This window comes from Variovorax sp. PvP013 (genome assembly GCF_050435945.1).
Classification (GTDB): domain Bacteria; phylum Pseudomonadota; class Gammaproteobacteria; order Burkholderiales; family Burkholderiaceae_C; genus Variovorax.
In genome coordinates this window covers 193,706-220,261 of the sequence record NZ_JBNDLF010000005.1, presented here as the reverse complement: position 1 = coordinate 220,261, position 26,556 = coordinate 193,706, and the positions used below count along the sequence as shown (strand labels likewise).

At 71.2% G+C, this 26,556-nt stretch carries 18 protein-coding genes; 12 read left to right on the top strand and 6 right to left on the bottom strand.

Annotated features, from left to right (window positions below):
- Positions 1 to 32: 32 nt before the first annotated feature.
- A complete protein-coding gene (locus tag ABID77_RS15875) occupies positions 33 to 1,304 on the top strand; it encodes a tetratricopeptide repeat protein (protein ID WP_429597847.1) in 1,272 nt (423 codons plus the stop codon).
- On the opposite strand, the gene ABID77_RS15870 is transcribed toward ABID77_RS15875, so the two are convergent.
- From ABID77_RS15870 to ABID77_RS15860, 3 genes are all read right to left on the bottom strand, one after another.
- Positions 1,284 to 2,789 (bottom strand): efflux transporter outer membrane subunit, encoded by a 1,506-nt coding sequence (locus ABID77_RS15870; RefSeq protein WP_429597845.1) that lies wholly within the window; start codon positions 2,787 to 2,789, stop codon positions 1,284 to 1,286. The two genes, ABID77_RS15875 and ABID77_RS15870, sit on opposite strands and share 21 nt — an antisense overlap.
- A 95-nt stretch (positions 2,790 to 2,884) precedes the next feature.
- The gene (locus ABID77_RS15865; protein WP_429597843.1) at positions 2,885 to 6,085 is read right to left on the bottom strand and encodes an efflux RND transporter permease subunit; all 3,201 of its coding nucleotides are present in this window, start codon (positions 6,083 to 6,085) and stop codon (positions 2,885 to 2,887) included.
- Positions 6,086 to 6,098: 13 nt separating this feature from the next.
- Complete coding sequence (locus tag ABID77_RS15860) at positions 6,099 to 7,442, bottom strand: efflux RND transporter periplasmic adaptor subunit (RefSeq protein WP_429597841.1); 1,344 nt, start codon at positions 7,440 to 7,442, stop codon at positions 6,099 to 6,101.
- Positions 7,443 to 7,725: 283 nt separating this feature from the next.
- On the opposite strand from ABID77_RS15860, the gene ABID77_RS15855 reads away from it, so the two are divergent.
- The 7 genes from ABID77_RS15855 (at position 7,726) to ABID77_RS15825 (ending at position 17,652) form a co-directional block, all read left to right on the top strand.
- A complete protein-coding gene (locus ABID77_RS15855) occupies positions 7,726 to 9,402 on the top strand; it encodes an acetolactate synthase large subunit (protein WP_429597839.1) in 1,677 nt (558 codons plus the stop codon).
- On the top strand, positions 9,399 to 10,526 hold the full coding sequence (locus ABID77_RS15850) for a zinc-dependent alcohol dehydrogenase family protein (RefSeq protein WP_429597837.1): 1,128 nt from the start codon (positions 9,399 to 9,401) through the stop codon (positions 10,524 to 10,526). The genes ABID77_RS15855 and ABID77_RS15850 overlap by 4 nt, the downstream gene beginning before the upstream one ends.
- Positions 10,523 to 12,472 carry an acyl CoA:acetate/3-ketoacid CoA transferase gene (locus ABID77_RS15845; RefSeq protein WP_429597835.1) on the top strand — a complete coding sequence of 650 codons (1,950 nt, stop codon included), beginning with the start codon at positions 10,523 to 10,525 and terminating at the stop codon, positions 12,470 to 12,472. The genes ABID77_RS15850 and ABID77_RS15845 overlap by 4 nt, the downstream gene beginning before the upstream one ends.
- Positions 12,473 to 12,605: 133 nt before the next feature.
- Positions 12,606 to 13,592, top strand: coding sequence for a Bug family tripartite tricarboxylate transporter substrate binding protein (locus tag ABID77_RS15840; protein ID WP_429597833.1), 987 nt, complete (start codon positions 12,606 to 12,608; stop codon positions 13,590 to 13,592).
- 82 nt (positions 13,593 to 13,674) lie between these two features.
- Positions 13,675 to 14,601, top strand: coding sequence for an amidohydrolase family protein (locus ABID77_RS15835; RefSeq protein WP_429597831.1), 927 nt, complete (start codon positions 13,675 to 13,677; stop codon positions 14,599 to 14,601).
- Between the two features lie 93 nt (positions 14,602 to 14,694).
- Entirely contained in the window at positions 14,695 to 15,345 is a 651-nt protein-coding gene (locus tag ABID77_RS15830) for a nucleoside/nucleotide kinase family protein (protein WP_429597829.1), read from the top strand.
- 291 nt (positions 15,346 to 15,636) lie between these two features.
- Positions 15,637 to 17,652, top strand: coding sequence for an ATP-binding protein (locus ABID77_RS15825; protein ID WP_429597827.1), 2,016 nt, complete (start codon positions 15,637 to 15,639; stop codon positions 17,650 to 17,652).
- Between the two features lie 305 nt (positions 17,653 to 17,957).
- Here ABID77_RS15825 and ABID77_RS15820 read toward each other — a convergent pair whose 3' ends face one another.
- Both ABID77_RS15820 and ABID77_RS15815 read right to left on the bottom strand, forming a co-directional pair.
- Entirely contained in the window at positions 17,958 to 18,194 is a 237-nt protein-coding gene (locus tag ABID77_RS15820; protein ID WP_429597825.1) for a hypothetical protein, read from the bottom strand.
- 123 nt (positions 18,195 to 18,317) lie between these two features.
- Complete coding sequence (locus ABID77_RS15815) at positions 18,318 to 19,304, bottom strand: CvpA family protein (RefSeq protein ID WP_429597823.1); 987 nt, start codon at positions 19,302 to 19,304, stop codon at positions 18,318 to 18,320.
- Between the two features lie 209 nt (positions 19,305 to 19,513).
- On the opposite strand from ABID77_RS15815, the gene ABID77_RS15810 reads away from it, so the two are divergent.
- Positions 19,514 to 21,493: a PAS domain S-box protein gene (locus ABID77_RS15810; protein ID WP_429597821.1), complete on the top strand. Its 1,980-nt coding sequence runs from the start codon at positions 19,514 to 19,516 to the stop codon at positions 21,491 to 21,493.
- On the opposite strand, the gene ABID77_RS15805 is transcribed toward ABID77_RS15810, so the two are convergent.
- The gene (locus ABID77_RS15805) at positions 21,484 to 22,401 is read right to left on the bottom strand and encodes a bestrophin family protein (protein WP_429597819.1); all 918 of its coding nucleotides are present in this window, start codon (positions 22,399 to 22,401) and stop codon (positions 21,484 to 21,486) included. The two genes, ABID77_RS15810 and ABID77_RS15805, sit on opposite strands and share 10 nt — an antisense overlap.
- A 212-nt stretch (positions 22,402 to 22,613) precedes the next feature.
- On the opposite strand from ABID77_RS15805, the gene ABID77_RS15800 reads away from it, so the two are divergent.
- The 3 genes from ABID77_RS15800 to ABID77_RS15790 all read left to right on the top strand — a co-directional run bounded on the left by ABID77_RS15800 (position 22,614) and on the right by ABID77_RS15790 (position 26,552).
- Positions 22,614 to 22,946, top strand: a complete 333-nt coding sequence (locus tag ABID77_RS15800) for a hypothetical protein (protein ID WP_429597817.1) — start codon at positions 22,614 to 22,616, stop codon at positions 22,944 to 22,946.
- 172 nt (positions 22,947 to 23,118) lie between these two features.
- On the top strand, positions 23,119 to 24,507 hold the full coding sequence (gene yjjJ, locus ABID77_RS15795; protein ID WP_429597815.1) for a type II toxin-antitoxin system HipA family toxin YjjJ: 1,389 nt from the start codon (positions 23,119 to 23,121) through the stop codon (positions 24,505 to 24,507).
- Between the two features lie 113 nt (positions 24,508 to 24,620).
- A complete protein-coding gene (locus ABID77_RS15790) occupies positions 24,621 to 26,552 on the top strand; it encodes a phage integrase family protein (RefSeq protein ID WP_429597813.1) in 1,932 nt (643 codons plus the stop codon).
- Positions 26,553 to 26,556 lie beyond the last annotated feature (4 nt).

Below are 26,556 nucleotides of genomic sequence, written 5' to 3'. Positions count from 1 at the left end.
GGTCACCCGAACGCATCGCCCGGCAGACGCCCATGACCGCACCTCTTCCTTCGGCCGCCTTCGAAGAAGCCCGCCAGGACTTCATGAAGGGCCTGACCCACCTCGCCGCCCGCCGCTTCGCCGATGCCGAGGCGCATTTCGCGGCGAGCCTGCGTCTGGCCCCGGGCCGGGTCTCGACGCTGATCAACCTGGCGGCGGCTCGGCTGGAACTCGGTCGCGCCGACGCCGCCCTGGACGCCGTGTCGCAGGTGCTGGCGATCGAACCCGACAACGCCGAGGCCTGGTTCCATCGTGGCAACGCCGAAGCGCTGCGTCGACGGCCGGACGAGGCCCTGCGCGGCTTCGAGCGCGCGGGAACGCTCGCTCCCGGGTTCGCCCAGCCGTGGTTCCGCCACGGCCAGGTGCTGCAGGACCTGGGACGCGACGCGCAGGCCCTGCCGTCCTACGAACGCGCCGTGGCCGCCGATCCCACGTTCGCGCCGGCCTGGACCAACCTCGGCACGCTGCTGCGGGAACAAGGCCGCGCGTCGGAGGCCGCGCAGGCCTTCCGGCAGGCCCGCTCGCACGGTGCCGACGACGAGCTGCACGACTATTACCTCGCCGCCGTGGGGGACGGCGCGACGCCGGCCATCGCGCCCGCGCTGTACGTGGAAACCCTGTTCGACGACTACGCCGACACCTTCGCCGGCCACGTCGTCGAGGTGCTCGACTACCGCGCGCACGACATCCTGGCGCGGTTCGTCGAGACGGTGGCACCCGGTCGCACCTTCGCTCGCGCGCTCGATCTCGGCTGCGGGACCGGGCTGTGCGGCGCCCTGCTGCGGCCGAAGGTGCGGCACCTGAGCGGCGTCGACCTGTCGGGAAGGATGCTGGCGCAGGCCGAGGCCACCGGCGCCTACGACATCCTCGCGCGGCAGGACATCGTCGAATTCCTGCGGGCCGCGCCGTCGACCTTCGACCTGGTGACGGCGGCCGACGTGTTCATCTACGTGGGCGATCTGTCGCCCGCCTTCGACGCCCTGCGCCGGGTGCTGGAGCCCGGGGGTGTCTTCGCCTTCTCGGTCGAACTGACGGCGTCGGCGGCGGCCGCCTTCGAGCTGCTGCCGAGCCTGCGCTATGCCCACGGCGAAGACTACCTGCGCGAACGGGCCCGCGCGCACGGTTTCGAGGTCGTGCATGCCGAGCGCGGCGTGGTGCGTCGCGACCAGCGCCGGCCGATCGAGGGCCTGTTCATGGTCCTGACGCCGGGCGGCCCGTCGCCGGCGGGCGGCGCGACGCCTGCGTCAGCCGCCGGGCGTTCCTGAGGCGACGCTGCCCGGCACCGCCTGCGCCGCGGCCCGGGTCGTGTCGAGCCAGCCGCCGCCGAGCACCTTGTAGAGCGTGAGCCGGTTGGCCTGTTCGATGAGTTGCAGGGCCAGCAGCGACTGCTGCGCGGTGTAGAGCGAGCGCTGGGCGTCGAGCACGACGAAGTAGTCGCCGCCGCCGGCGCGGAACAGCGCGTCGGACAGCTCGAAGGCGCGCGTCGTCGCCGCCAGCAGCGACTGCTGCGCCGCCAGGCGCTCGTCGAGGGTGCGCCGCGCCGCCAGGGCGTCGGCCACCTCGCGGAAGGCGGTCTGCAGGGTCTTCTCGTAGGTCGCGAGCTGGATGCGCTGCTGCACCTCGGCCACGCGCAGGTTGGCGCGGTTGATGCCGCCGTCGAAGATCGGCACGCTGATCGACGGCGTGAAGCTCCAGATCGAACTGCCGTCCCGGAACAGGCCGGAGAGGCTGCTGCTGGCCGTGCCACCCGAGCCGGTCAGCGCGATGCGCGGATAGAAGGCCGCGCGCGCCGCGCCGATGTTGGCGTTGCTCGCGCGCAGGGTGTGCTCGGCGGCCTGCACGTCGGGGCGCTGCTGCAGGATGTCCGAGGCCAGTCCGGCCGGGGGCGCCAGCAGGCGGGCCGCCGGCGTCGTCGCCATCGTGTCGGCGGGCGGCAACGGCAGCAGCTCGTCCGGCGGCGTGGCGCCGACCAGCAGCGCCAGCAGGTTGCGGTCCTGCTCGACCTGGCTGTCGTAGGCGGCGGCGTCGGCGCGGGCGGTGTCGACGGTGCTGCGCGCCTGCGCCAACGCCAGGCCCGACTGCGCGCCCAGCTGGTAGCCGCGCTCGATCAGGTCGTAGGACTTCTGCCGGCTCGCCAGCGTGTCGCGGGCGAGCCGCAGGCGCTGCTGGTCGGTGGCCAGCGTGAGCCAGGCGTTGGCGACGTCGGCGACCAGGCTGATGCGGGTCGTGCGGCCCGCGTCCTCGGTGGCGAAGAAGCCCTCCAGCGCCGCCTCGCCCAGATTGCGCACGCGGCCGAACAGGTCGATCTCGTAGCTGGCCAGGCCGACGGTGGCGCTGTACTGCGTCGCGAACCGCGTCACCCCGTTGGCCGCCAGGCTGCCGGGCGTGCGCGAGCGGCTGCCGGAGACGCCGCCGCTCAGGGTCGGGTAGACCGCCGCCTGGACGATGTCGTACTGCGCACGCGCACGCTCGATGTTGAGCACGGCGACGCGCAGGTCGCGGTTGTTCTCCAGCGCCAGCGCGACCGTGCCGCGCAGGCGCTCGTCGACGAAGAAGTCGCGCCAGCCGAGGTCGTGCGGCGCGACCTCGGGCAGGCCGACGGCGCTCGCGCTCGGAGCGACCGCCGTCGCCGCGGACGCGGACGCCCAGGCCTGCGGTACCGGCGCCGCCGGCGTGGCGTGGGGCGGCGCGAGGTTCACGCAGCCCGCGAGCAGGGCGGCGGGGAGGCAGAAGGCGGCGAGTGGTCGCATGGAAGGCGCAGGACGACGCAGGGGGGAAGGGCGAGCGGTGCGGCTGGCGTCCAGGACGAAGGACCCGCGCAGCGCGGACAGGAAACGGCGCCGCATCAACGGCCTCCCGTCGCGGCGGCCGTCGCCACGGCATCGCCGCCGGCCGCCGGGGAAGCGGGTTCGTCCTTGCGCCTGCCCGCACGGCGCTCGATGAAGCCCCGGATCAGCACGAAGAACAGCGGTACGAAGAAGATGCCCAGCGCCGTGCCCACCACCATGCCGCCGAGCACCGCGGTGCCGATCGACTGGCGGCCACCCGCGCCCGCGCCGGTGCCGATGGCCAGCGGCAGGACGCCGAAGCCGAAGGCCAGCGAGGTCATCAGGATCGGCCGCAGGCGCAGCCGCACCGCCTCCAGCGTGGCGTCGAGCACGCTCTTGCCCTGCTCCTGGAGCTGCTTGGCGAACTCGACGATCAGGATGGCGTTCTTCGACGACAGGCCGACGGTGGTCAGCAGGCCGACCTGGAAGTAGACGTCGTTGGTCAGCCCGCGCAGCCCCGTGAAGAGCAGCGCGCCGACGATGCCCAGCGGCACCACCAGGATGACCGAGAACGGCACCGACCAGCTCTCGTAGAGCGCGGCCAGGCAGAGGAAGACGAACAGGATCGAGATGGCGTAGAGCATCGGCGCCTGCGCGCCCGACAGGCGCTCCTGGAACGACGCGCCGGTGAACTCGTAGCCGATGCCCTGGGGCATCTGGCGCATCACGTCTTCCACCGCCGTCATCGCCGCGCCGGAACTCACGCCGGCGGCGGCGTCGCCCACGAACTCGTAGCTCGGGCTGCCGTTGTAGCGCACCAGCTGCGGCGAGCCGTAGCTCCAGCGCGAGGTCGAGAAGGCGCCGAAGGGCACCATCTGGCCGAGCGTGTTGCGCACGCTCCAGCGGCCGATGTCCGCCGGCAGCATGCGGAAGGCCGTGTCGCCCTGCATGTAGACGCGCTTGACGCGGCCGTTGTTGAGGAAGTCGTTGACGTAGGTGCCGCCCATGGCCGAGGACAGCGTGCTGTCGATGGCGCTGGTCGCGAGGCTGAGCGCGCCCGCGCGCGCGTCGTCGATGTCGACCGCGAACTCGGGCGTGTCCTCGAGGTTGTTGCTGCGCACGTTGACCATCTCCGGGCGCTGGCCGAGCAGTTGCAGGGCCTGGTCGCGCGCCTTCACCAGCGCCTCGTGGCCCAGGCCGTTCTGGTCCTTGAGGTAGAAGTTGAAGCCCGCGTTGGCGCCCAGCCCGCGCACGGCCGGTGGCAGCACGACGAAGATGCGCGCGTCGCGCACCGCCGCGAGGTCCTTGCTGCCGCGTCGCGCGATGGCGGCGGCGGAATGCTCGGCGCCCTTGCGCTCGTCCCACGGCTTGAGCAGCACGAAGGCGCGCGCCGAGCTCTGGTCGCCGTTCTGTCCGGTCAGCAGGTTGACGCTCACCACCTCGGGCTGCCTGGCGAAGTAGTCCTGCACCTGGGCCAGGATCGGCTGCAGCCGCGCGTTCGACGATCCCGGCGGCAACGTGATCTGCACCTGCACGAAGCCCTGGTCCTCGTCCGGCAGGAACGAGGTCGGCAGGCGCAGGAACATCACCGCCATCGCCGCGCAGATCGCCAGGTACACCAGCAGGCTGCGCTTGCCGCGCCGCACGATGGCGCCGACGAACCCCTGGTAGCGGTCGGCCGTGCGGTCGAAGCGGCGGTTGAAACCGGCGAAGAAGCGGTCGACGCCGCCCAGCAGTCCCTTGCGCGGCGCGCCGTGCGAGGTGTGCGAGCCCTTCTCGATCGGCTTGAGCAGGGTGGCGCACAGCGCCGGCGTGAGGGTCAGCGCCACCAGCACCGACAGCACCATGGCCGAGACGATGGTGATGGAGAACTGGCGGTAGATCACGCCGGTCGAGCCGCCGAAAAAGGCCATCGGGATGAACACCGCCGACAGCACCAGCGCGATGCCCACCAGCGCGGGCGTGATCTCGTCCATCGACTTGCGCGTCGCCTCCTTGGGCGACAGGCCTTCCTCGCTCATCACGCGCTCGACGTTCTCCACCACCACGATGGCGTCGTCCACCAGGAGACCGATGGCCAGCACCATGCCGAACATGGTGAGCGTGTTGATCGAATAGCCGAACACCGACAGCACGCCGAAGGTGCCCAGCAGCACCACCGGCACGGCGATCGCCGGGATCAGCGTGGCGCGGAAGTTCTGCAGGAAGACGTACATCACCACCACCACCAGCAGCATGGCCTCGATCAGCGCCTTGACCACCTCGTGGATCGAGGCGCTGACGAACGGTGTGGTGTCGTAGCTGACGAAGGTCTCCAGCTGGTTGGGGAACAGCGGCTTGAGCTCGGCGATCTTGGCGTTGACCGCCTCGGCCACCCGCACCGCGTTGGCGCCGTCGGCCAGCACCACGCCCATGCCGGCGCCGGGGCGGCCGTTGAGCAGCGAGCGCACCGTCAGGTTCTCGGCGCCGAGTTCGACGCGCGCGACGTCCTGCAGCCGCACCACCGCGCCGTCGGCCGTGGCGCGCAGCACCACGGCCCGGAACTGGTCGGCCGTGCGCAACTTGCTGCGCGCGGTGATGGTGGCGTTGAGCTGCTGCTGCGAGGCGGCGGGCAGGGCGCCGAGCTGGCCGGCCGAGACCTGTGCGTTCTGCGCCAGCAGGGCGGTGTTGACGTCCGAGGGCATCAGCGCGTACTTGCGCAGCTTGTCCGGGTCGAGCCAGATGCGCATGGCGTAGCCCGTGCCCAGCGTCTGCACCTCGCCCACGCCGTCGATGCGGCTGACGACGTCGATCAGGTTGCTGGTGATGTAGTCGCCGACGTCGACGGCGTCGGCGCTGCCGTCGGCCGAGTACATCGAGACGATCATCAGGAAGTCGTTGCCGCCCTTGGTGACGGTCACGCCGCGGCTCTGCACCGCCTGCGGCAGCCGCGACATCGCCTGCTGCAGCTTGTTCTGCACCTGCATCTGCGCCACGTCGATGTCGGTGCCGGCGTCGAAGGTCAGCTGCGTGCGCGAGATGCCCGAGGAGTTGCTGGTGCCCTGCAGGTAGAGCAGGTTGTCCAGTCCGGTCATCTGCTGCTCGATCACCTGCGTGACCGAGTCCTCCACCGTCTTCGCCGAGGCGCCGGTGTAGGTGGCGTTGATGGAGACGCGCGGCGGGGCGATGTCGGGGTACTGCTCCAGCGGCAGCGAGCGGATCGACATCAGCCCGGCGAGCATCACGATGATGGACAGGACCCAGGCGAAGATGGGTCGGTCGATGAAGAAGCGTGCCATGGCGGCGGGTCCTTCAGCGCAGGGCCGTCACGGGTCGGGCGGCGGCGGTGGCGGGCAGCGCGGCCGCCGGAGCCGTCGCCGGTGCGGCGCTGGCCACCGGGCCGGGGCCCGCCGCGCCGGGCGACTTCGCGCCCGAGGCGGCCGGTGCGGCCGGCGTCGCCGCGCCCGGTGCGCCCGGTGCGCCGGCGACTTCCGAGGCCTTGACCGTGTCGCCCACCCGGGCGCGTTGCGAGCCTTCGACCAGCACGCGGTCGCCGGCGGCCAGGCCGTCGAGCAGCTGCCAGCGGTTGCCCACCGCGCGGCCGACCTTGATCGGGCGACGCGCTACCTTGTCGTCGGCGCCGACCACCAGCGTCGAGGCGCTGCCGTCGGGGGCGCGCGTGACGGCCTGCTGCGGCACCAGCAGCGCCGCCTCGTTCACGCCTTCCTGCAGCACCGCGCGCACGTACATGCCGGGCATGAGCAGGCGATCGGGATTGGGCACCACCGCGCGCAGGGTGACGCTGCCGGTGCCGGCGTCGACCGTGACGCCGGCGAAGGTCAGGCGGCCGGGGTGCGGGTAGGTCGAGCCGTCCTCCAGCAGCAGGCGGATCGGCGCGTCGTCCGCGTCGCCACGCTGCAGCCGGCCGTCGGCGAGGTCGCGCTTCAGGCGCAGCAGCTCGGCGCTGGACTGCGTGACGTGCACGTACACCGGGTCGAGCTGCTGCACGGTGGTCAGCGCGGTCGTCTGGTTGGCCGTGACCAGCGCGCCGGGCGTGACGGTGGAGAGCTCGACCCAGCCGGTGATGGGCGAGTTGATGCGCGTGTAGCCCAGGTTGATGCGCGCGGTCTGCTCGGCCGCGCGCGCCACCGCGACGTCGGCCTCGGCCTGCTGGGCGGCGGCCAGGGTCGATTCGTTGACCTGCTGGCTGATGGCGTCGATCTTCACCAGCTCGCGGTTGCGCTGGGCCACGGTGCGCGCCGTCGCCGCCGTCGATTCGGCCTTGCGCACGTTGGCCTGGGCGCTGGCGTAGCTTGCCTGGAAGGGCGCCGGGTCGAGCTGGTAGAGCGCCTGGCCGGCCTTGACCAGGGAGCCCTCGTTGAACAGCCGCTTCTGGACGATGCCGCCCACCTGCGGCCGGATCTCGGCGATGACCGGCGCCACCGTGCGGCCGGAGAGCTCGGTGTTGAACGACAGGCGCTCCGGCTTCAGGGTGATCACGCCGACCTCCCGGGGCGCCGGCGCGGCGGCGGCCTTGCCGCTGTCGCTGCGCGAGCAGCCCGTCGCGGCGAGCGCGGCGACCAGGCAGGCGGCGACGGCGGATCGGGCGCCGCGGGGAAACGGACGCGGCAACGCGGATCGGACGGAATGAGGCATGGGCATCGCGGGTTGGCGGTTGGCGGTGTGCGGCGGGTGGGCGTGAGCGGGCCCCGGGTGTGATGAGGCATTGTCGCGACGGGTCCGGGCGGCACGGCGCGCAGCCGCATCTTTACCGAACTTCACATGTTTTTCCTTGGCCGGGCGGGTCGGCCATCCGTCGATATCAAGCTTTCGAACTACAAATTTGGACATTCGGTGCACCAAATGGCGGCGGCAGGCCAGAATGGCCGGGCCGCGCACGTTCGCCCGGTCCGACACGAACCCTGTGAGGACACACGCCATGAAGGCTTCCGACATTTTTGTCAAAGCACTGGAAAACGAAGGCGTCACGCGCATCTTCGGCGTTCCAGGAGAAGAAAACCTCGACCTGGTCGAATCCCTGCGTCGCTCGTCGATCGAGCTGATCCTGACGCGCCACGAGCAGTCGGCCGCCTTCATGGCGGCCACCCACGGTCGCCTGACCGGCCGGCCCGGCGTCTGCCTGGCCACGCTCGGGCCGGGGGCGCTGAACCTCGTCACCGGCGCCGCCTACGCCCACCTGGGCGCCATGCCGATGGTCCTGATCACGGGCCAGAAGGCCATCATGACGGCGCGCCAGGCGCGTTTCCAGATCGTCGACATCGTCGCCACGATGAAGCCGCTGACCAAGGCGTCGCGGCAGATCGTGAGCGCCGCCAGCATCCCGACCGTGGTGCGCGAGGCCTTCCGCGTCGCCGCCGAGGAGCGCCCGGGACCGGTGCATCTGGAACTGCCCGAGGACGTGGCCGCCGAGGAGGTGCCCGACACCCTGGGGGTGATCCCGATCCACCCGATCGACCTGCCGGTGGCCCACGGCGCGGCCATCGAGCGCGCGGCGCAGATGCTGCTGCGCGCCGAGCGCCCGCTGATCATGTGCGGCGCCGCCACCAACCGCCCGCGCCTGGAAGGCCAGCTGGCGGATTTCGTGCGGCGCATGGGCATCCCTTTCTTCAACACCCAGATGGGCAAGGGAACGGTGGCCGGCGGCGGCATCGCCGAAGGCACGCGCGGCCTGTGGATGGGCACGGCGGCCCTGACCGAGCGCGACTACGTCCACGAGGCCATCGACCGCGCCGACCTGATCCTGGCGATCGGCCACGACACCATCGAGAAGCCGCCCTTCATCATGGGCCCGGGCGGACCGCTGGTGATCCACGTCGCCTACTCGCCGGCCGCCGTCGAGGAGGTGTACTTCCCGCATGCGGAGGTCGTGGGCGACGTCGGGCCGAGCCTGATGCTGCTGGCCGAGCGCGTCGCCGGCCGGCTGCCCAACGCCGCGGCGTTGCTGCCGCAGCGCCAGGGCATCCTGGAACGCACCATGGACCGCGCCAAGGAATCGCGCTTTCCGCTCACGCCGCAGCGCATCGTCCACGACGTGCGCCGCGTGATGCCCGACGACGGCATCGTGGCGCTGGACAACGGCATGTACAAGATCTGGTTCGCGCGCTGTTACCCCACGCGCACGGCCAATGCGTTGCTGCTGGACAACGCCCTGGCCACCATGGGCGCGGGACTGCCCTCGGCCATGATGGCCGCGCTCCTGCACCCGCAGCGCCGGGTGCTGGCCGTGTGCGGCGACGGCGGCTTCATGATGAATTCGCAGGAGCTGGAAACGGCGGTGCGGCTGCGGCTGAACCTGGTGGTGCTGATCGTCCAGGACGACGCCTACGGAATGATCCGCTGGAAGCAGTCGGTCGACCGGTTCGACGACTGGGGCATGACCTTCGGCAACCCCGACTTCGTCAAGTACGCCGACGCCTACGGCGCCCGCGGCCGCCGGGTCGAGCACGCCGAGGGCCTCGCGGTCGCGCTGGAGGCGGCGTTCGCCGAAGGCGGCGTGCAGCTCATCGCGGTGCCGGTCGACTACTCGGAGAACACCCGGGTGCTGGTCGACGAACTGCGCCATCGCGTCGCCGAAACCACGGGAGCCTCCGCATGAAGATCCGAGCCGCCGTTCTCAACCGGATGGGCGCCACGCCGCCCTATGCCGTCTCGCGTCCGCTGACCATCGAGGAGGTCGACCTGGCGCCGCCCGGCCCCGGCGAAGTGCTGATCCAGGTCGTCGCGGCCGGGCTGTGCCATTCCGACCTGTCGGTGATCAACGGCGACCGGCCGCGCCCGATGCCCATGGCGCTGGGCCACGAGGCCGCCGGCGTCGTCCGGGAGCTGGGCGCGGGCGTGTCGGACCTGGCGGTCGGCGACCACGTCGTCGTCGTGTTCGTGCCCAGCTGCGGCCTGTGCGCGCCCTGCGCCGAGGGCCGCCCGGCGCTGTGCGAACCGGGCGCCGCCGCCAACGGCGCCGGCACGCTGCTGTCGGGCGCGCGGCGCATCTCGCACGTCGGCGCCCCGCTCAACCATCACCTGGGCTGTTCGGTCTTCGCCGAGTACGCCACGGTGTCGCGCCACTCGCTGGTGAAGATCGATCCGGAGGTGCCGCTGGACGAGGCCGCGCTGTTCGGCTGCGCCGTGCTCACGGGCGTGGGCGCGGTGGTCAACACGGCGAAGGTACCGGTCGGGGCGTCGGTCGCCATCGTTGGGCTGGGCGGTGTCGGCCTCGCGGCCCTGCTGGGGGCGTACGCCGCCGGCGCGCGGCAGATCGTCGCCGTCGACCTGGCCGACGACAAGCTGGCGCAGGCGCGCGAACTGGGCGCCACGCACACCGTCAACGCGGGCCTGCCCGACGCGATGGAGCAGATCCGGGCGCTCAGCGGCGGCGGCGTCGAGTTCGCCTTCGAGTTCGCCGGCTCGATCCGCGCGCTCGACCTGACCTACCGCATCACGCGCCGCGGCGGCACCACCGTGACGGCCGGCCTGCCGCCGTCGACCGCGACCCTGCCGCTGGCCGCCGTCAGCCTGGTGGCCGAGGAGCGCACCCTCAAGGGCAGCTACATCGGCACCTGCGTGCCCTCGCGCGACGTGCCGCGCTACATCAGCCTCTACCGGCAGGGTCGCCTGCCGGTCGACCGGCTGCTCACCGGCCGCCTGCGCCTCGACGAGATCAACCACGGCTTCGACCTGCTGCACGAGGGCCGCGCGATCCGGCAGGTGGTGGTGTTCGAATGATCGCGTCCGCGGTCAGGGACAAGGTCGTCACGGCCGACCAGGCGATCGCGCTGATCGCCGACGGCGACGCGGTCAGCTGCTCGGGCTTCGTGGGCATCGGCACGCCCGAGGCGCTGATCGCCGCGCTGGAGCGGCGCTTCCTGGAAACGCAGGGCCCGCGCGACCTGACGCTGATCTTCGCGGCGGCGCCGGGCGACGGCAAGTCGCGCGGCATCAACCGGCTGGCGCACGAGGGACTGATCCGGCGCGCGATCGGCGGCCACTGGGCGCTGGTGCCGCAGCTCGCGCGGCTCGCGACCGACAACCTGATCGAGGCCTACAACCTGCCGCTGGGCGTGATCTCGCACCTGTACCGGGACGTGGCCGCGCACCGCGCCGGCACGCTGAGCAAGGTCGGCCTGGGCACCTTCGTCGATCCGCGCCAGGACGGCGGGCGCATCAACGAGCGCACGCGCGAGCCGCTCGTGCGGGTGATGGAGATCGACGGCGAGGAGTGGCTCTTCTACAAGGTGTTCCCGGTCGACGTGGCGCTGATCCGCGCCACCACCGCCGACCCGTCGGGCAACCTGACCATGGAGCGCGAGGCCCTGACGCTCGACGTCCAGGCCGCCGCGATGGCGGCGCGCAACGCCAACGGCCTGGTGATCGCGCAGGTCGAGCGCATCGCCGCGCCCGGCACGCTCGACGCGCGCCGCGTGGTGGTGCCGGGCGTGCTGGTCGACTGCGTCGTCGTCGCGCCGCCGGAACTCCACACCCAGACCTACGGCACGGCCTACAACGCCGCCTTCTCCGGCGCGCTGCGGGTGCCGGTCGACCGGATCCCGGCGCCGCCGCTCGACGAGCGCAAGCTGATCGCGCGGCGCTGCGCCTTCGAACTGCCGCTGGGCGGCGTGATCAACCTGGGCATCGGCATGCCCGAGGTGCTGGCGGCGGTGGCGGCCGAGGAGGGCGTGCTCGACCACCTGACCCTGACCACCGAGCCCGGCATCATCGGCGGCCTGCCCCAGGGCGGGATGGATTTCGGCGCCGCGGTCAACACCCACGCCCTGCTGCACCAGAACCAGCAGTTCGACTTCTACGACGGTGGCGGGCTCGATCTCGCCTGTCTGGGCATGGCCCAGACCGACCGGGCCGGCAACGTCAACGTCAGCCGCTTCGGCGCGCGGCTGGCCGGGGCGGGCGGCTTCATCAACATCAGCCAGAACGCGCGCCGGCTGGTCTTCGCCGGCACGTTCACGGCAGGCGGGCTGAAGGTGGCCATCGAGGACGGCGCGCTGCGCATCGTCGCCGAGGGGCGCTCGCCGAAGTTCGTCGATGCCGTCGAGCAGATCACCTTCAGCGGGCCGCACGCCGTGGGGGAGGGCCGGTCGGTGCACTACGTGACCGAGCGCTGCGTGTTCTCGCTGCGGCCCGGCGGCCTGCAGCTGGTGGAGATCGCGCCGGGCATCGAGATCGAGCGCGACATCCTGCCGCACATGGCGTTCCGCCCGCTCATCGGCGAGGTCCGGCGCATGGACGCGCGCCTCTACCGCCCCGGCACCATGGGGCTGGCGGGCGCCCTGCTCGACCTGCAGCTGGCCGACCGGCTGAGCTACGACGCCGCGCGCAACATCCTGTTCGTCAACTTCCAGGGTTACGCCATCCGCACCGTGGCCGACATCGACAGCGTCCGCCGGGTGTTCAGGACGTGCTGCGAGCGCATCGGGCGCCGCGTGGCGCTGGTGGCCAACTACGACGGCCTGCGCATCGAGGAGTCGCTCGCCGACGCGTACTTCGCCATGGTCGAGGAACTCCACGCGGCCTACTACGGCACCGCCACGCGCTACACCACCAGCGCCTTCATGCGACTGAAGCTGGGCGCCGCGCTGGCCAGCCGGCCCACCGCGGCGCACGTCTTCGAGACGCACGACGAAGCCATGGACCACCTGCGGCGCCACCCCTCCTGAGCCCCCGCGCCCGGCGCCTCCGCGCCGGTGCCATTGCATTGCGGCATAACAGCCAGACGGTCGGCGACGTTGCTCGCCGGGTCGGCTCGACGGACAGTGCGGGCAGTTCCACACGATCCGCAGGAGACGACACATGATTTCGAGAACACGCCGACGCCTGATGCTCGCCGGCATCGGCGCGGCCGCCACCGGCCTGAGCCTGCCCTCGCCGGCCCAGGCGCCCGCCTGGCCGACCCAGCCCATCCGCATCGTCGTGCCCTTCGGCGCCGGCGGCGTGGCCGACCTGACGGCGCGCGTGGTGGCGCAGCACCTGGGCCAGTCGCTCGGCCAGGCCGTGATCGTCGACAACCGGCCCGGCGCGGGCGGCGTGGTGGCGTCCGACCTGGTGGCCAAGGCCCCGGCGGACGGTCACACCCTGCTGTTGATGTCCAACGCCACGGCGGTCAGCGCCAACCTCTTCAAGACGCTGCCCTTCGACGCGCTGCGCGACTTCGCGCCTATCTCGACCCTGGGCACTTTCGACCTCGGCCTGCTCTCGCGCACCGACGGCCCGTTCCGCAACGCCGCCGACCTGCTCGCCTTCGCGCGCGCCAATCCCGGCCGGCTCAACATCGGCAGCATCAACGTCGGCAGCACGCAGCACCTGGCGGCCGAGCTGCTGAAGATCCAGGGCAAGGTCGACGTGCAGGTGGTGCCCTTCAACGGCTCGCCGGCGGTGCTCACGGCCCTGCGCGGCGGCCAGATCGACGCCGCCGTGGAGATCCTGGCGCCGGTGATGGCGCAGGTGACGTCGGGCGCGCTGCGCGTGCTAGCCGTGACCGGCGACCGGCGCCTGCCGACGCTGCCCGACGTGCCGACGGTCGCCGAGAGCGGCGTCGCCGGCTACGTGGCGACGTCGTGGAACGCGCTGGCCGCGCCGGCGCGCACGCCGGGCGCGGTGATCGATCGGCTGCAGCGCGCCGTCGCGGCGGCGCTGGCCGATGCGGAGGTGCTGAAGAAGCTGCGCGCGCTGTACGTGGCGCCGGCGTCCAGCACGCCGCAGAAGGCCCGCGAGCTGCTGGCGAGCGAGACCACCCGTTGGGGCGACGTCATCGCCCGGGCCGGCATCGCCAAGCAGTGACGGCCAGGCAGCAACACCGTCGTCGCCAACGTCCTTCCTCCCTGATCCACGGAGCCGGTGGTCGCCGCCGGTGCAGCATCCCATGACCGATTTCAAGAAATCCCCCGGCTGGCTCGACTGGCACGCCGATCCGTCGACGCCGAGCTTCCGCCCGCCGCCCGGCAGCGTCGACGCCCATTGCCACGTCTTCGGCCCGGGCGACGAATTCCCCTATGCCCCGGAGCGCAAGTACACGCCCTGCGACGCCTCCAAGGACCAGCTGTTCGCCCTGCGCGACCACCTGGGCTTCGCGCGCAACGTGATCGTGCAGGCCACCTGCCACGGCGCCGACAACCGCGCGCTGGTCGATGCGCTCGTGAATTCGCAGGGCCGGGCGCGCGGCGTGGCCACCGTGCGGCGCGACGTGAGCGACGCCGAGCTGCGGGCCCTGCACGAGGCCGGCGTGCGCGGCGTGCGCTTCAACTTCGTCCGGCGGCTGGTCGACTTCACGCCGCGCGACGAGCTGATGGAGATCGCCACCCGCATCCACGCCCTGGGCTGGCACGTGGTGATCTACTTCGAGGCCGTCGACCTGCCCGAGCTGTGGGACTTCTTCACCCGCCTGCCGACGATCGTGGTGGTCGACCACATGGGGCGGCCCGACGTCGGCCAGCCGGTGGACGGCCCCGAATTCGCGCTGTTCCTGAAGTTCATGCGGGAGCACGCCAACGTGTGGACCAAGGTCAGCTGTCCCGAGCGCCTGTCGGTCGCCGGCCCGGCGGCGCTCGACGGCGAACGGTCCGCCTACCGCGACGTCGTGCCCTTCGCCCGCCGCCTGGTCGAACTGTTCCCCGACCGCGTGCTGTGGGGCACCGACTGGCCGCATCCGAACCTGAAGGACCACATGCCCGACGACGGCCTGCTGGTGGATTTCATCCCGCACATCGCACCGACGGCCGACCTGCAGCATCGGCTGCTGGTGGACAACCCGTCGCGCCTCTATTGGCCGGAGGAAGCCGGGGCGCGTTAGGTCCGGCTGGGCCGGCAGGGGAGCGCGACCCGCGGCGAAGGAGTAAGCGGCACATTGGAGAATCGGCAGCCGCATCAGTCCCGGACCCGACCCATGAACGCTCCCGTGCCATCCCATCCTCCCGCCGTTCCGCCGGCCTATCTCGCGCGCGTGCGCGACCTCCTGCAGGGCGGAGGGCGCAAGCTGCTCGGCCTGGTGGGCGCGCCGGGCGCGGGCAAGTCGACCCTCGCCGAGGCGTTGCGGCAGGCCTTCCCCGGCATTTCGCAGGTCGTGCCCATGGACGGCTTCCACCTCGCCGACGTCGAGCTGCGGCGCCTGGGACGCGCCGGCCGCAAGGGCGCCCCGGACACCTTCGACAGCGCCGGCTACGTCGCGCTGCTGGCACGTCTGCGCGACGCGGCGCCGCGGGACATCGTCTACGCGCCCGAATTCCGGCGCGAGATCGAGGAGCCCGTCGCCGGCGCCATCGCCGTGCTTCCGGAGACCCGGCTGGTCATCACCGAAGGCAACTACCTGCTTCTGGACCGGGGCGGCTGGGAGGGCGTCGCGCCCTTGCTCGACGACGTCTGGTACGTCGACATCGACGACGCGCTGCGCACCGATCGGCTGACGCGACGTCACGAGCGCTTCGGCCGCAGCCGGCAGGACGCCGTCGACTGGGTGGCCGGGACCGACGAGCCCAATGCCCGCCTCGTCGCCGCGACCCGCGCCCGCGCCCGTCTGGTCTTCGACTGGCAGCGCTGAATGGCGACGGCGCGATCGCCGGATCGCGCCGCCCGACCGATGTGGATCGCCCCCCGCACGATCCCGCATCGGGCACATGGATTGCCACGTTCCGATAAAGAACTCTTAAGTACTAGAGCAAGAATTTTCGTGTGCAAATTGAGAGTGATGGACCACTCGAAAGCGCGTGAATCATCCAATTCCGCAGATACCATGAGTTCCATTCGGAGGCGGCGGGATGGTCGATCCATCGACTCGTCAATCTAATTCAGTAATTCGTATTAATTTCTTCCAGGTCGGTCGTTCGCGTCTATGAAATTCGTCCATGCCTTTTCGGGCATCGCACTGGTCATCGGCGTGCTGGCCCTCACGGGCTACGTCCTCGACATTCCCGGCTTGATCGCCTTGCGACCGGAGCATCCGGCCATGTCGATCGCCACCACCCTGGGCGTGGTCGGTCTGGCCGTGTCGCTGCTCGCGAGCAGCACCGGCCGTCGCCGGACCGCCGCCTCGCTCGCGATCGCCGTCGCGGTGCTGACCGTGCTGGTGCTGGCGAGCCATGCCACGGCCGGGACCGACCGCTTGAGCGCCTATCTCGCGCAGCACGTGTTCCGCCTGTCCGGCGCGGCGGTGTCGACGTCGCGCACGACGGCCCTCTCGCTGCTGGGTATCGCCATCTCCATCCTGTTCAGCCGGCGTTCGGTCGTCGCCGACCTGAGCGCCGGCGTCGGCGTGGTCCTCTCCACCATGGCGCTGCTCGGTCATGCCTACGGCATGCACGAGTTCTCCGCCCTGGTGATGTTCAGCAGCATGGCGTTGCAGACGGCCATCGCGATCTTCGTGCTGGCGATCGCGTCCCTGGTGCTGCGGCCCGACCTGGGCTGGTCGGCGGTGGTGGCGTCCTCCTACGCGGCCGGCGGCGCGGCGCGGCGCCAGCTGGGTTTCATGCTGGTGCCGCCGGTCGTCGGCTGGGTGCTGGTGCAGGTGGTCTACCTGGACCGGCTGGATGTCGACACGGCCATGGCGCTGTTCGTCGTCATCACCATCATCCCGATGGCGCTGCTGGTGCTCCGGGACGGCCGTGGCCAGATCGCGCTGGACGACGAGCGCAAGTCGAGGATCGAGGCCATGAACGCCGTCATGGGGCAGGCGCAGCAGCAGCTGGTCGACCAGTTCGGCCAGCTCCAGGCGGAGAGCGCCGAGCGCGCCCGGGCCGAGGCGGCGATGTACCGCGCCCAGCGCATGGAGGCCGTGGGCCATCTCACGGGTGGCATCGCGCACGACTTCAACAACCTGCTCATGACGATCAGCGGCAACGTGCAGTTGCTCAAGCGCAAGATGCCGTCGGACGATCCGCTGTCGAAGTACCTCCTCAATCTCTCGAACGCGGTCGCCAAGGGGGCCAAGGTCACGCAGCAGCTGCTGGCGTTCTCGCGCAGCCAGAAGCTGTCGATCCGGCCGACCGCGATGGAGTCGGTCCTCCTCAGCGCGCGCGACCTGATCGGCCATTCGCTCGGGCCGGCGGTCACGTTGCGCCTGCAGCTCGACGCCGCCGACGCATGGGCGCTGTGCGACGCCGACCAGCTCGAGCTGTCGCTGCTCAATCTGGCCCTGAACTCGAAGGACGCCATGCCCGACGGCGGCGTTATCGGCATCCGCTGCGAGCGCGCGCAGATGAACACGACCGGCGCCTCCTGCGTGCGCGTGCGGGTGTCGGACCACGGCTGCGGCATGACGCCCGAGGTGTTGGCGCGGGCAGCGGAGCCCTTCTTCACCACCAAGGAGAAGGGCAAGGGCACGGGGCTGGGACTGGCGCAGGTCTACGGTTTCGTCACGCAGTGCGGCGGCGAGTTCGCGATCCACAGCGAGGTGGGTGTCGGCACCACCATCGACATGCGCTTTCCGTCGAGCGCTCCCCTGGCGGAACGACCGACCGGCGAACGCGCGATCCCGGACACCCAGCCGGACACCGTGCAGCGACGTATCGTGGTCATCGACGACGACGCCGGCGTGCGCGAGGTGATCGTCCAGGGACTGCGCGACGAAGGCTACCTCGTGAGCGAAGCCGCGGACGGCGAATCGGGTCTTCAGCGCATCGACGACTTCGCGCCGTCGCTCGCCGTCATCGATTTCCTCATGCCCGGTCTGAACGGGGCCGAAGTGGCACGCATCGCCCAGGCTCGGCACCCCGGACTGCCGATCGTCTTCGTCAGCGGCTATGCCGACACGCTCGCGCTCGATGGCGTCTCAGGTGCGACGGTGCTGCGCAAGCCGTTCGACATCCAGACACTGAGCCGTGCCGTAGGCGCGGTGATCGACGCGACCTGAACCGGACGACGAGGAATCACCGTAAAACGGCGCCTCGACTGACATAAAACGTGAATTATTGAAACTAAGTTGTTTCAATTGTCAGGATTTGGAATTTTATGTATCAATATCGCCGTTTGGTCAAAGGATCGTTTCGCAGCTGCGTGGCTTGGGGTCGTTCGCTGCTCAGGCCGTCGCCGCTGGAATGCGCCATCGCCCAGCGCGTGAAGCACTCGCGCCGGCTGGTGCGGGAAGCCAGCGCATGGCAGCCCCTGGAACCCCGCCAGCCGTTGTCGATGCCGCGTTGAAGTGCTGTCTTTCTTGATTCAGTCGCCGATGACTTCGCTGATCTCGGCCGACGATCGCTGCTCCGACGTGAAGCGGGACAGGGCCTCGTCCCATTCGGGCTTGGCCGCGGGCTTTTCCTCCACCGGAATCAATTTCAAGGCGGGCTTGCGATCGGCGTCGCCCGCGTCGTGCGGAAATTCGGGAGCCGGTTGGCGTTCGGCGTCGAAGTAGAGCAATTCGCCGGAAATCGAAACCACGTATTGGACGGTCGTCATCGGAAACCTTTCAGGTGAAAACAGGACCCTTGCGTGCCGATCCCTGAAACGCTGTCGGTGAACAGGCCACGATGGGCAGGGTGCGAGGATGACGCCGGTCCATCGTCACGCTGACGACGGCGCTCAGTTGCGGAAGGTCTGCGTCACCATCAATCCGTGACGTCCGCCGTCCAGGATGCCGACCGCGAGGCGGCCGAAGGCGGGCTGCAGGATGTTGGCCCGATGGCCGGGCGAGTTCATCAGGCCCTTGTGGGCCATCGGCAGGCTGGGGGCCAGCGCCAGGTTCTCGCCCGCGGTCCGGAAGCGCAAGCCGTTCGCGCGCATGCGATCGAAGGGGGTCGTGCCGTCGGGGCCGATGTGGGAGAAATAGCCGCGGGCGAACATGTCCCGCGAATGCGCCCGCGCGGTGTCCAGCGCCTGCGGGTCGGCCTGTAGCGCCGGCAGACCGGCCTTCACCCGTTCCTCGTTGACCAGCACCAGCATCGCGGCCTCGAGATCGGGCCGGGGCGTGGCCCGGGCCACGGAGAACGGCAACCGCACCGACTCGTGCGATTCCGGCGCGATCGTCAGGGAGCGCATCGTGCGTTTGACGGCCGGCTCGAAGATGGGACGCAGCCGCGCCTCCAGGCGTTCGGCCGGCTCGCCCAGCCGCTCGGCGAGCGTGCTCCCGCGCACTTCGTCGGCGACGCGCTCGGACAGGGGCAGCGTCGTCAGCACCACGGCCACCACCGCCGCGTGGATGCATCCGGTGACGGCCCCGGGCACGAGGCCCAGCCAGCGGTTCAGGCCGAAGGCATGGACGCGATAGGGAAGACGCCGCATCAGCGCCCGGGCGATGCCGCCCAGCACGAGCGATGCCGGGACCAACGTCGAACCGAAGGCCACCGGAGCCGCCCAGGGATCGGCCACCCAGGACTGCCGGACCAGCCACGACGCCACGGGGACGTGGAACACCAGCGCGAACAGCAGGCTGGCCGCCAGGGTCGTCAACGACAGCGCACCGGAGACGAAACCCTGGCGCCACCCCGATCCCATGCCCAGGAGGACGACCACCACGAGCAGGAGATCGACGAGATTGAGCGTTTCGGGCAGCCAGGCGGAAGGGTCCATGCGTCCGATCATGGCCGCCGCCGTCGCAGGGACCGCGTGATCCGCCGGATGAAGACGACGTCGGCAGGCAGCGTCAAGCTCCTTCGATCGAATTAACTATTGATATTCGCAAAGGATTCACAGTAAGACATACTTCGTATCAAAGAGGTGACGGTCAGGCCGTTCGTTCGACGTCCGGGTCATTTCCCCCAAGGGCTTTCATCCGCCGCATGCCAGTGAACCATCAGGCGCTTTTCGACGCGTCACCTCAACCTTGTCTCGTGCTCGACCGGTCGCTGCGCATCGTGGACGCGAACCGGGCCTACCTCGCATCGACCCGGCACGCGCTGGCCGAGCTCGCCGGCCGCGACGTGTGGGAGATCTGCAGCGCGGACGCCGAGACGCTGGCGCTGGCGGTCGCGTCGATCGAACGCGTCGTGCGCACCGGTCGGCCGGACACGCTGCCCCTGCTGCGCTTCGACGTCGCCCGTCCGGCGCGGGAGGGCGGCGGGTTCGACACGCGCCACTGGTGCGTCCAGCACATTCCCGTGCTGGACGAGCGGGGGGACGTCGAGGCCGTGCTCCAGTACCCGGTGGACGTGAGCGAGCGCGACGCGCGGCTGAGGCTGGTGGTCGAGAACGCTTTGGACCACGCCATCCTCGCGACCGACCCGGCCGGGGCGATCACGGAGTGGTCCGGCGGCGCGCAGCGCATCTTCGGCTGGGAGGCCGCGGAGGCGATCGGGCGGCACGCCTCGATGATCTTCACCCCCGAGGACCGGCAGGCCGGCATCGACGCGAAGGAGTTCGCCACGGCGATGGCGCGGGGCAGCGCGCCCGACAAGCGCTGGCACGTCTGCAAGGACGGGCGGCGCGTGTTCATGAACGGCTCGCTCAACGTGCTGCCGCCGGGTCCTTCCGGCGAGCCGCGCGGCTTCCTGAAGATCGCCCGCGACGAGACCGACCGCCATCGCGCCGAGGAGGCCCTGTACGAACTCAACGAGACGCTCGAGCAGCGCGTCGAGGAGCGTTCCGAGGCGCTGCGCAGCGCGCAGGACCAGCTGCGACAGTCGCAGAAGATGGAGGCCATGGGCCAGCTCACCGGCGGCATCGCGCACGACTTCAACAACCTGCTGGCCACCATCACCTCCAGCCTGGAGCTGATGAACCGGCGCATCGCCAGCGGGCGCACGGGCGACCTGACGCGCTACCTGACGATGGCCTCGACCGCCGCGCAGAGCGCCGCCGCGCTGATCCAGCGGCTGCTGACCTTCTCGCGCAAGCAGTCGCTCGACCTGCAGGCGGTCGAGGTCAATCGGTTGATCGCGGACATGGAGGACATGCTGCGACGCAGCGTCGGCGAGAGCATCCAGTTCGAGCTCGGCCTGCAGCCGGGGCTGCCGAGCGTGAGTTCCGACCGCAACCAGCTGGAGAACGCGCTGCTCAACCTCACCATCAACGCGCGCGACGCCATGCCCCAGGGCGGCGTGCTGCGCGTGAGCACCTGCAGCCGCGAACTCGACGCCGGCTACGCCGCCATGCATCCCGAGGTGACGCCGGGCCAGTACGTGATGGTGAGCGTCTCGGACAACGGCAGCGGCATGGCGCCGGACGTGGTGGCGCGGGCCTTCGACCCGTTCTTCACCACCAAGCCGATCGGCCAGGGCACGGGGCTGGGTCTGTCGATGACCTACGGCTTCGCACGCCAGACCGGCGGGCACGCCAGCATCCATTCGATCCCCGGCAAGGGCACGACGGTCAACGTGTACCTGCCGTGCAACATGACGCCGCTGCTGCCCCCGGTCACGCGCGAGCAGTCGGTGGCGCGTTCCCCGCAGGGCCGTGGCGAGACGGTGCTGTTCGTGGAGGACGAGCCCGGCGTGCGGCGCGTGCTCTCCGAGATCCTGGGCGAGCTGGGCTACGCGACGCACGAGGCGATCGACGCGGTCGGCGCACTGGCGCTGGAGGAGGATCTGGCGCGCATCGATCTGCTGATCACCGACGTCGGCCTGCCCGGCATCAACGGGCGCGACCTGGCCGAGCTGATGCGCGAGCGCCGGCCGGACCTGAAGGTGCTGTTCATCACCGGCTACGCCAGCAAGGCGGCGGTCAAGGGCGAGTTCCTGGCGCCGGGCATGGACATGCTGGCCAAGCCATTCACCATCGATGCGCTGGCCTACAAGGTCCGGGAGATGCTGGCTCAGGTCTGAATGAACGGATCGGTCGCCGCGCCGGGCGCGGGCGGCAACGGCGGCCGGCCCGCCATCTCGCGCAGCGTGCCTTCGATCATGGCCGACATGGCGTCGAGCGCGAGGTCGTTGGGCTGCAGGCCGAAGGGCTCCTCGATCTCCGCGCCCAGCGCCTCCAGCGCGAAGAAGGTGTAGGCGATGAAGGCCACGATCACCGGCGTCGTCGCGCCGATGGCGTCGACCAGCCCGAAGGGCAGCAGCACGCAGTAGAGGTAGATGGTGCGGTGGATGATGACCGCGTAGGTGAACGGGATCGGCGTGCTGGCGATGCGCTCGCAGCCGCCCAGGGCGTCGGTCAACCGGCCCAGCGGCAGCTCCATGGCCTGCACCAGCGGCGGTGCGAGCCGGCCCGACCGGCATTGCCCGCCCAGCCATTCGCCCGCCATCAGCAGCAGCATCGCGGGCTTATAGCGCGCCGTGCGCAACCGCTCGCAGTCCTCGGACGGCAGCAGGCGCGCGAAGTCGGCCGTCGGGTCGGTCTGGCGCAGTTGGTGGCGCAGGGCGTGGACGAAGGCGGTCAGGCGCGCGGCCAGCACGGCGGCATCGGCCGGGGAACCGGTCAGCGTGAGCGCCTGCCGCACCAGCGTGCGCGTGTCGTTGAGCACGCCGCCCCACAGCACGCGCGCCTCCCAATAGCGCGCGTAGCTGGTGCTGTTGCGAAAGCCCAGGAAGATCGCCAGCGTCAGGCCGATGAGCGAGAACGGCACGAAGTTCAGCGGGATCTTCCATTCGAGCACCCGCCCGTGCAGCACCGTCACGACGACGGCGAAGGCGGTCATGCCCAGCAGCTGCGGCGCGATGTCGCGCAGGACCGAGCCGCGCCAGACGAACAGCATGCGCAGCCAGTGGGGGCGGGGGCGGACGATCATGGGGCGAGGATGGCGATGTCGGGTGGGAGGGGAGCGCGCATTGCCGGGCGGCGCGGGCGGGTGACGGAGTGGCTTGTCGGGTCTCGCGTCGATGCGACCTGTAAACATTATGGGATTCGGTACGGAAGCCGCAGCGCCTAAGCGCGGAACTGGGTCGCCCGGGCCGCGTTGTTCCGGTTCAGGACATCCGACGGACGCGCCATGATCGCCGCATGCCCTCCCAGGTCATCCTCATCCATCCCGACGCGCCGCCGAAGCCGGCGGAGGGCCGGCCGTGCAACGGCTGCGGCGTCTGCTGCGCCAGCGAGCCGTGCCCGGCGGGCGTGCTTGCGAGCCGGCGCCGCCGGGGTGCTTGCGCGGCATTGGTGTGGTCGGAGACCGATGCGCGCTATCGCTGCGGGCTGATCAGCGAGCCGGCCGCCTGGCTGCCGCGTGCGCTGCGTGGCGCGGCGCCGCTGCTGTCGCGGCTGGCGAGGCGCTTCGTCGCGGCCGGACGGGGCTGCGACTCCAGCGTGAGCGTCGAGCGCGGTCCGTCCGGCGGCTGAGGCACGGCCACCGGAGACCGGCACGCGCCTCCCACCGAGCGGCAGGTTTCCGCTCGCGCAGACGGCGCCATGGTCGATAGAATCGTTTCAGGGATCGTTTCATCCACCAGGGCCGGAGACTCGTTCTCTCCAATGAAGAAGGCCTTCGGAAGCCCATCGGAATCGTTTCATCATGACCATCGATCCGGTCGCCCTGTTGCGCCTCGAGGGACCCCTGTCCGCCGGCCGGCTGGCCGAGCGCCTGGGCGTCAGCCGACCCACCCTGAGTCGTGCCGTGCGGGCGGCGGGGGACCGCATCGTCGTGCGCGGACGCGCGCGGGGCACCGGCTATGCCGCCCGGCGCGCGTTGCGCGGATCGATGGCGCCGCTGCCGCTGTTCCGGATCGACCGGACCGGCATGCCGCATCGGATCGCCGAGATCGACCCGATCCACCCCGACGGCGTGGCGCTGGCGTTCGACGGCGATCCGGGCTGGCCGCTCGATCCCTCGATGCGCGCCGGCTGGTTCGAAGGACTGCCCTATCCCATGCAGGACATGCGGCCGCAAGGATTCCTGGGCCGCAATTTCGCCCGGCATCACGCGGCGACGCTCCAGGTCGCCGACGACCCGGCGCACTGGTCGGACGACGACGTGCTCCACGTGCTGTCGATCCTGGGGGACGACACCCCCGGCGACCTGCTGGTGGGAACGCCGGCCTGCCAACGGTGGCTGCGGCACGTCCGGGACACCGCCACCGGCCGGGCGCCGGCCGGTCTGCCGGCCGCGCGGCTGGCCGAGGCCTATCCGCGGCTGGCGTCGGAAGCCCTGGCGCTGGGGGTGGCGGGTTCGTCGGCGGGCGGCGAGTTCCCGAAGTTCACCGCCCTGCGGCAACGCGACGACGGCACGCCGCAGCACGTGCTGGTGAAGTTCTCCGGTTCCGACGACGCGCCCGGCACGCGACGCTGGGCCGACCTGCTGGTCTGCGAGCACCTCGCGGGCCGTGCGCTCGACGACCACCTGGGGATCGCATGCGCCCGCACGCAGATCCATCGGCATGCCCGGAGGACCTTCCTGGAGGTCGAGCGCTTCGACCGGCACGGGGCGCTGGGCCGGTCGGGCGTGGTGTCGTGGCAGTCCCTGAACCACGCGTTCGTCAGTGCCGCCGGACGGCCGTGGGCGCAGGCCGTGCAGCCGCTGGTCCGGCAGAGCTGGGTGGCGCCGGCGGACGCCGATCGCATCCTGCGCATCGGGCTGTTCGGCCAGCTCATCGGCAACACCGACATGCACGACGGCAACCTGTCGTTCCTGACGGCATCGCCGGCCGGCGATGCCCCGCTGTGCCTGGCGCCGGTCTACGACATGCTGCCCATGGCCTACGCACCGGTGCGCGGTGTCGAACTCCCCGAGCGCGCCTACGCGCCCCGGTTGCCGCTACCGGCCGAGGCACCGGCCTGGCGCGAGGCCGCGCAGGCCGCGCTGCGCTTCTGGGAGCGGGCCGCCGACGACGAGCGCATCAGCGACGGGTTCCGGCGCACCTGTGCCGACAACGCGATGCTGCTGAGGACGCTGGCCCGGCGCTGAACGTCGGCCCCGGGGCAGAAGCCGTCGGTCGACGTTCCCGGCGGCATGGCGCGAGAATGAACCATGGTTCCTTTCGAGCCGACGCCAGCCCGACCGCATCGACCGCCCAGCCCATGAAGAAACGCCCCCCGCGCAAGCTCCACAACGCCCACTTCGCCTTCATGCGCGCGCTCGCGCAGGGGCTCGACGAGCGCGCGAGCTGGAACCGCTACCTGCGGCTGGAGGGCGAGCACACCGACCTGCGCAACGTGCGCCGCACCATCGCCTGGATCCGCGACGAGTTCGCCGCCGCCGCCCGGCGGGAGCAGAAGCCCGGCACGGCGCGCCTGATCCTGCTGGACGCGGACCGCTTCGGGGCGACGGCCGCCCTGCCGAGCCTGGAGGAGTTCGCCGCCGCGCACGGCCTGGAGGACTTCCCGGAGGCCGAGCAGATCGCGGCCTACGAGGCGGCCCATGCTGCGTCGGACCCGGGCGCGAGCGGGCGGGGCGGCTCGGCGCCGTCGCGGCGCGCGCGCGTCATCGAGCGCCAGCTGGAAGCCCTGCGCTGGCTGCAGGCGCTGGTCGCGCAGGACCCGCGCCCGGGCGACGGCGTCGGCGCCTGGCTCAATCCGTCGCTGGCCGGACGGCTGGAGCGCGCCGGCGTGCCCACGCTGTTCGCGCTGGTCGAGCGCATCAACGGCATCGGCGCGCGCTGGTGGGTGCAGGTGCCGGGCGTGGGCGAACTCAAGGCCGCGCGCATCCTCGACTGGCTGCATGCCAACGAGGAGGTGCTGGGCCTGCGCGTGGGCGCGCACGTCGGCCAGCGCCGCAGCCGGCTGAGCCCGGCGGCGCTGGCGGCGGTGGTGCCGGCGGCGACGTCGATCGTGCCCTACGAGAAGTTCGTGCTGCCCGCCGCGCTCGACGGCAGCCAGGGCAAGTACCGCGCGCCGCACGACAAGTGCCTGCTGATGGCCGGCAACGACCACGAGGCCATCGGCGCCTGGCTGGCCTCCAAGCGCGCCGGCGACATCGACGGCGACGGCCTGTCGTCGACCCAGCGCTCCTACCGCAAGGAGGCCGAGCGGCTGCTGCTGTGGGCCATCCTGGAGCGCGGCAAGGCGATGTCCTCGCTGTCGGTGGAGGACGCGACGGCCTACCGCGCCTTCCTCGCCGCGCCGCCGTCGAGTTGGTGCGGGCCGCGCCACCGCCAGCGCTGGTCGGCGATGTGGCGTCCGCTCGAAGGGCCGCTCACGTCCACCGCGCTGCGTCAGGCCATCACCATCCTGCGCAGCCTCTACGCCTTCCTGATGAGCCAGAGCTACGTCATGGGCAACCCCTTCGCCGCCGTCGCGCTGCCGCCCAACCCGCAGCGGCCGCTGGGCTCCAACCGCACGCTGAGCTTCGCGCAGTGGGACCACCTCGACGGCCTGCTGCAGCAGCACGTCGACACCGAGGTTGGCCGCCGCCTGCGCCGCGCCATGCGTTGGCTCTACGCGACCGGGCTGCGGCTGGCGGAGATCACCCGCGTGACCTGCGGCGACCTGGAGCAGGTCGAGTACCGCACCGCCGACGGCGACCTGGCGCGCGACTGGCTGCTGTCGGTGATCGGCAAGGGCGGGCGCAGCCGGCAGGTGCCGGTGCCGGCGGAACTGGTCGACGAGCTGGGCGACGAGCTGGCGCGCCACGGTTTCGACCGGCAGGTCGACGCCGTGAGCAACCAGGCCGTCCAGGTGCTGGCGCGCTTCGATCCGGCGCTGGAAGCGCCGCAGACGTGGTCGGCCTCGGGGCTCTACCAAGCGATCAAGGTGTTCGTGACCCGGGCCGCCGACGGGCTCGACGGCGTCGACGCGCAGCAACTGCGCCGCGCCAGCACGCACTGGCTGCGCCACTCGCACGGCTCGCACGCGCTGCAGGGCCGCGAGGGCCAGACGCCGGTGCCGATCCAGGTGGTGCAGAACAACCTCGGCCACGCCTCGATCGGCACGACCTCGATGTACCTGACGACCGAGCGCGATTCGCGGCTGGCGGCGATGCGGGGATTCTGGAAGCCGCGCGAGCCGGGCTGACCGC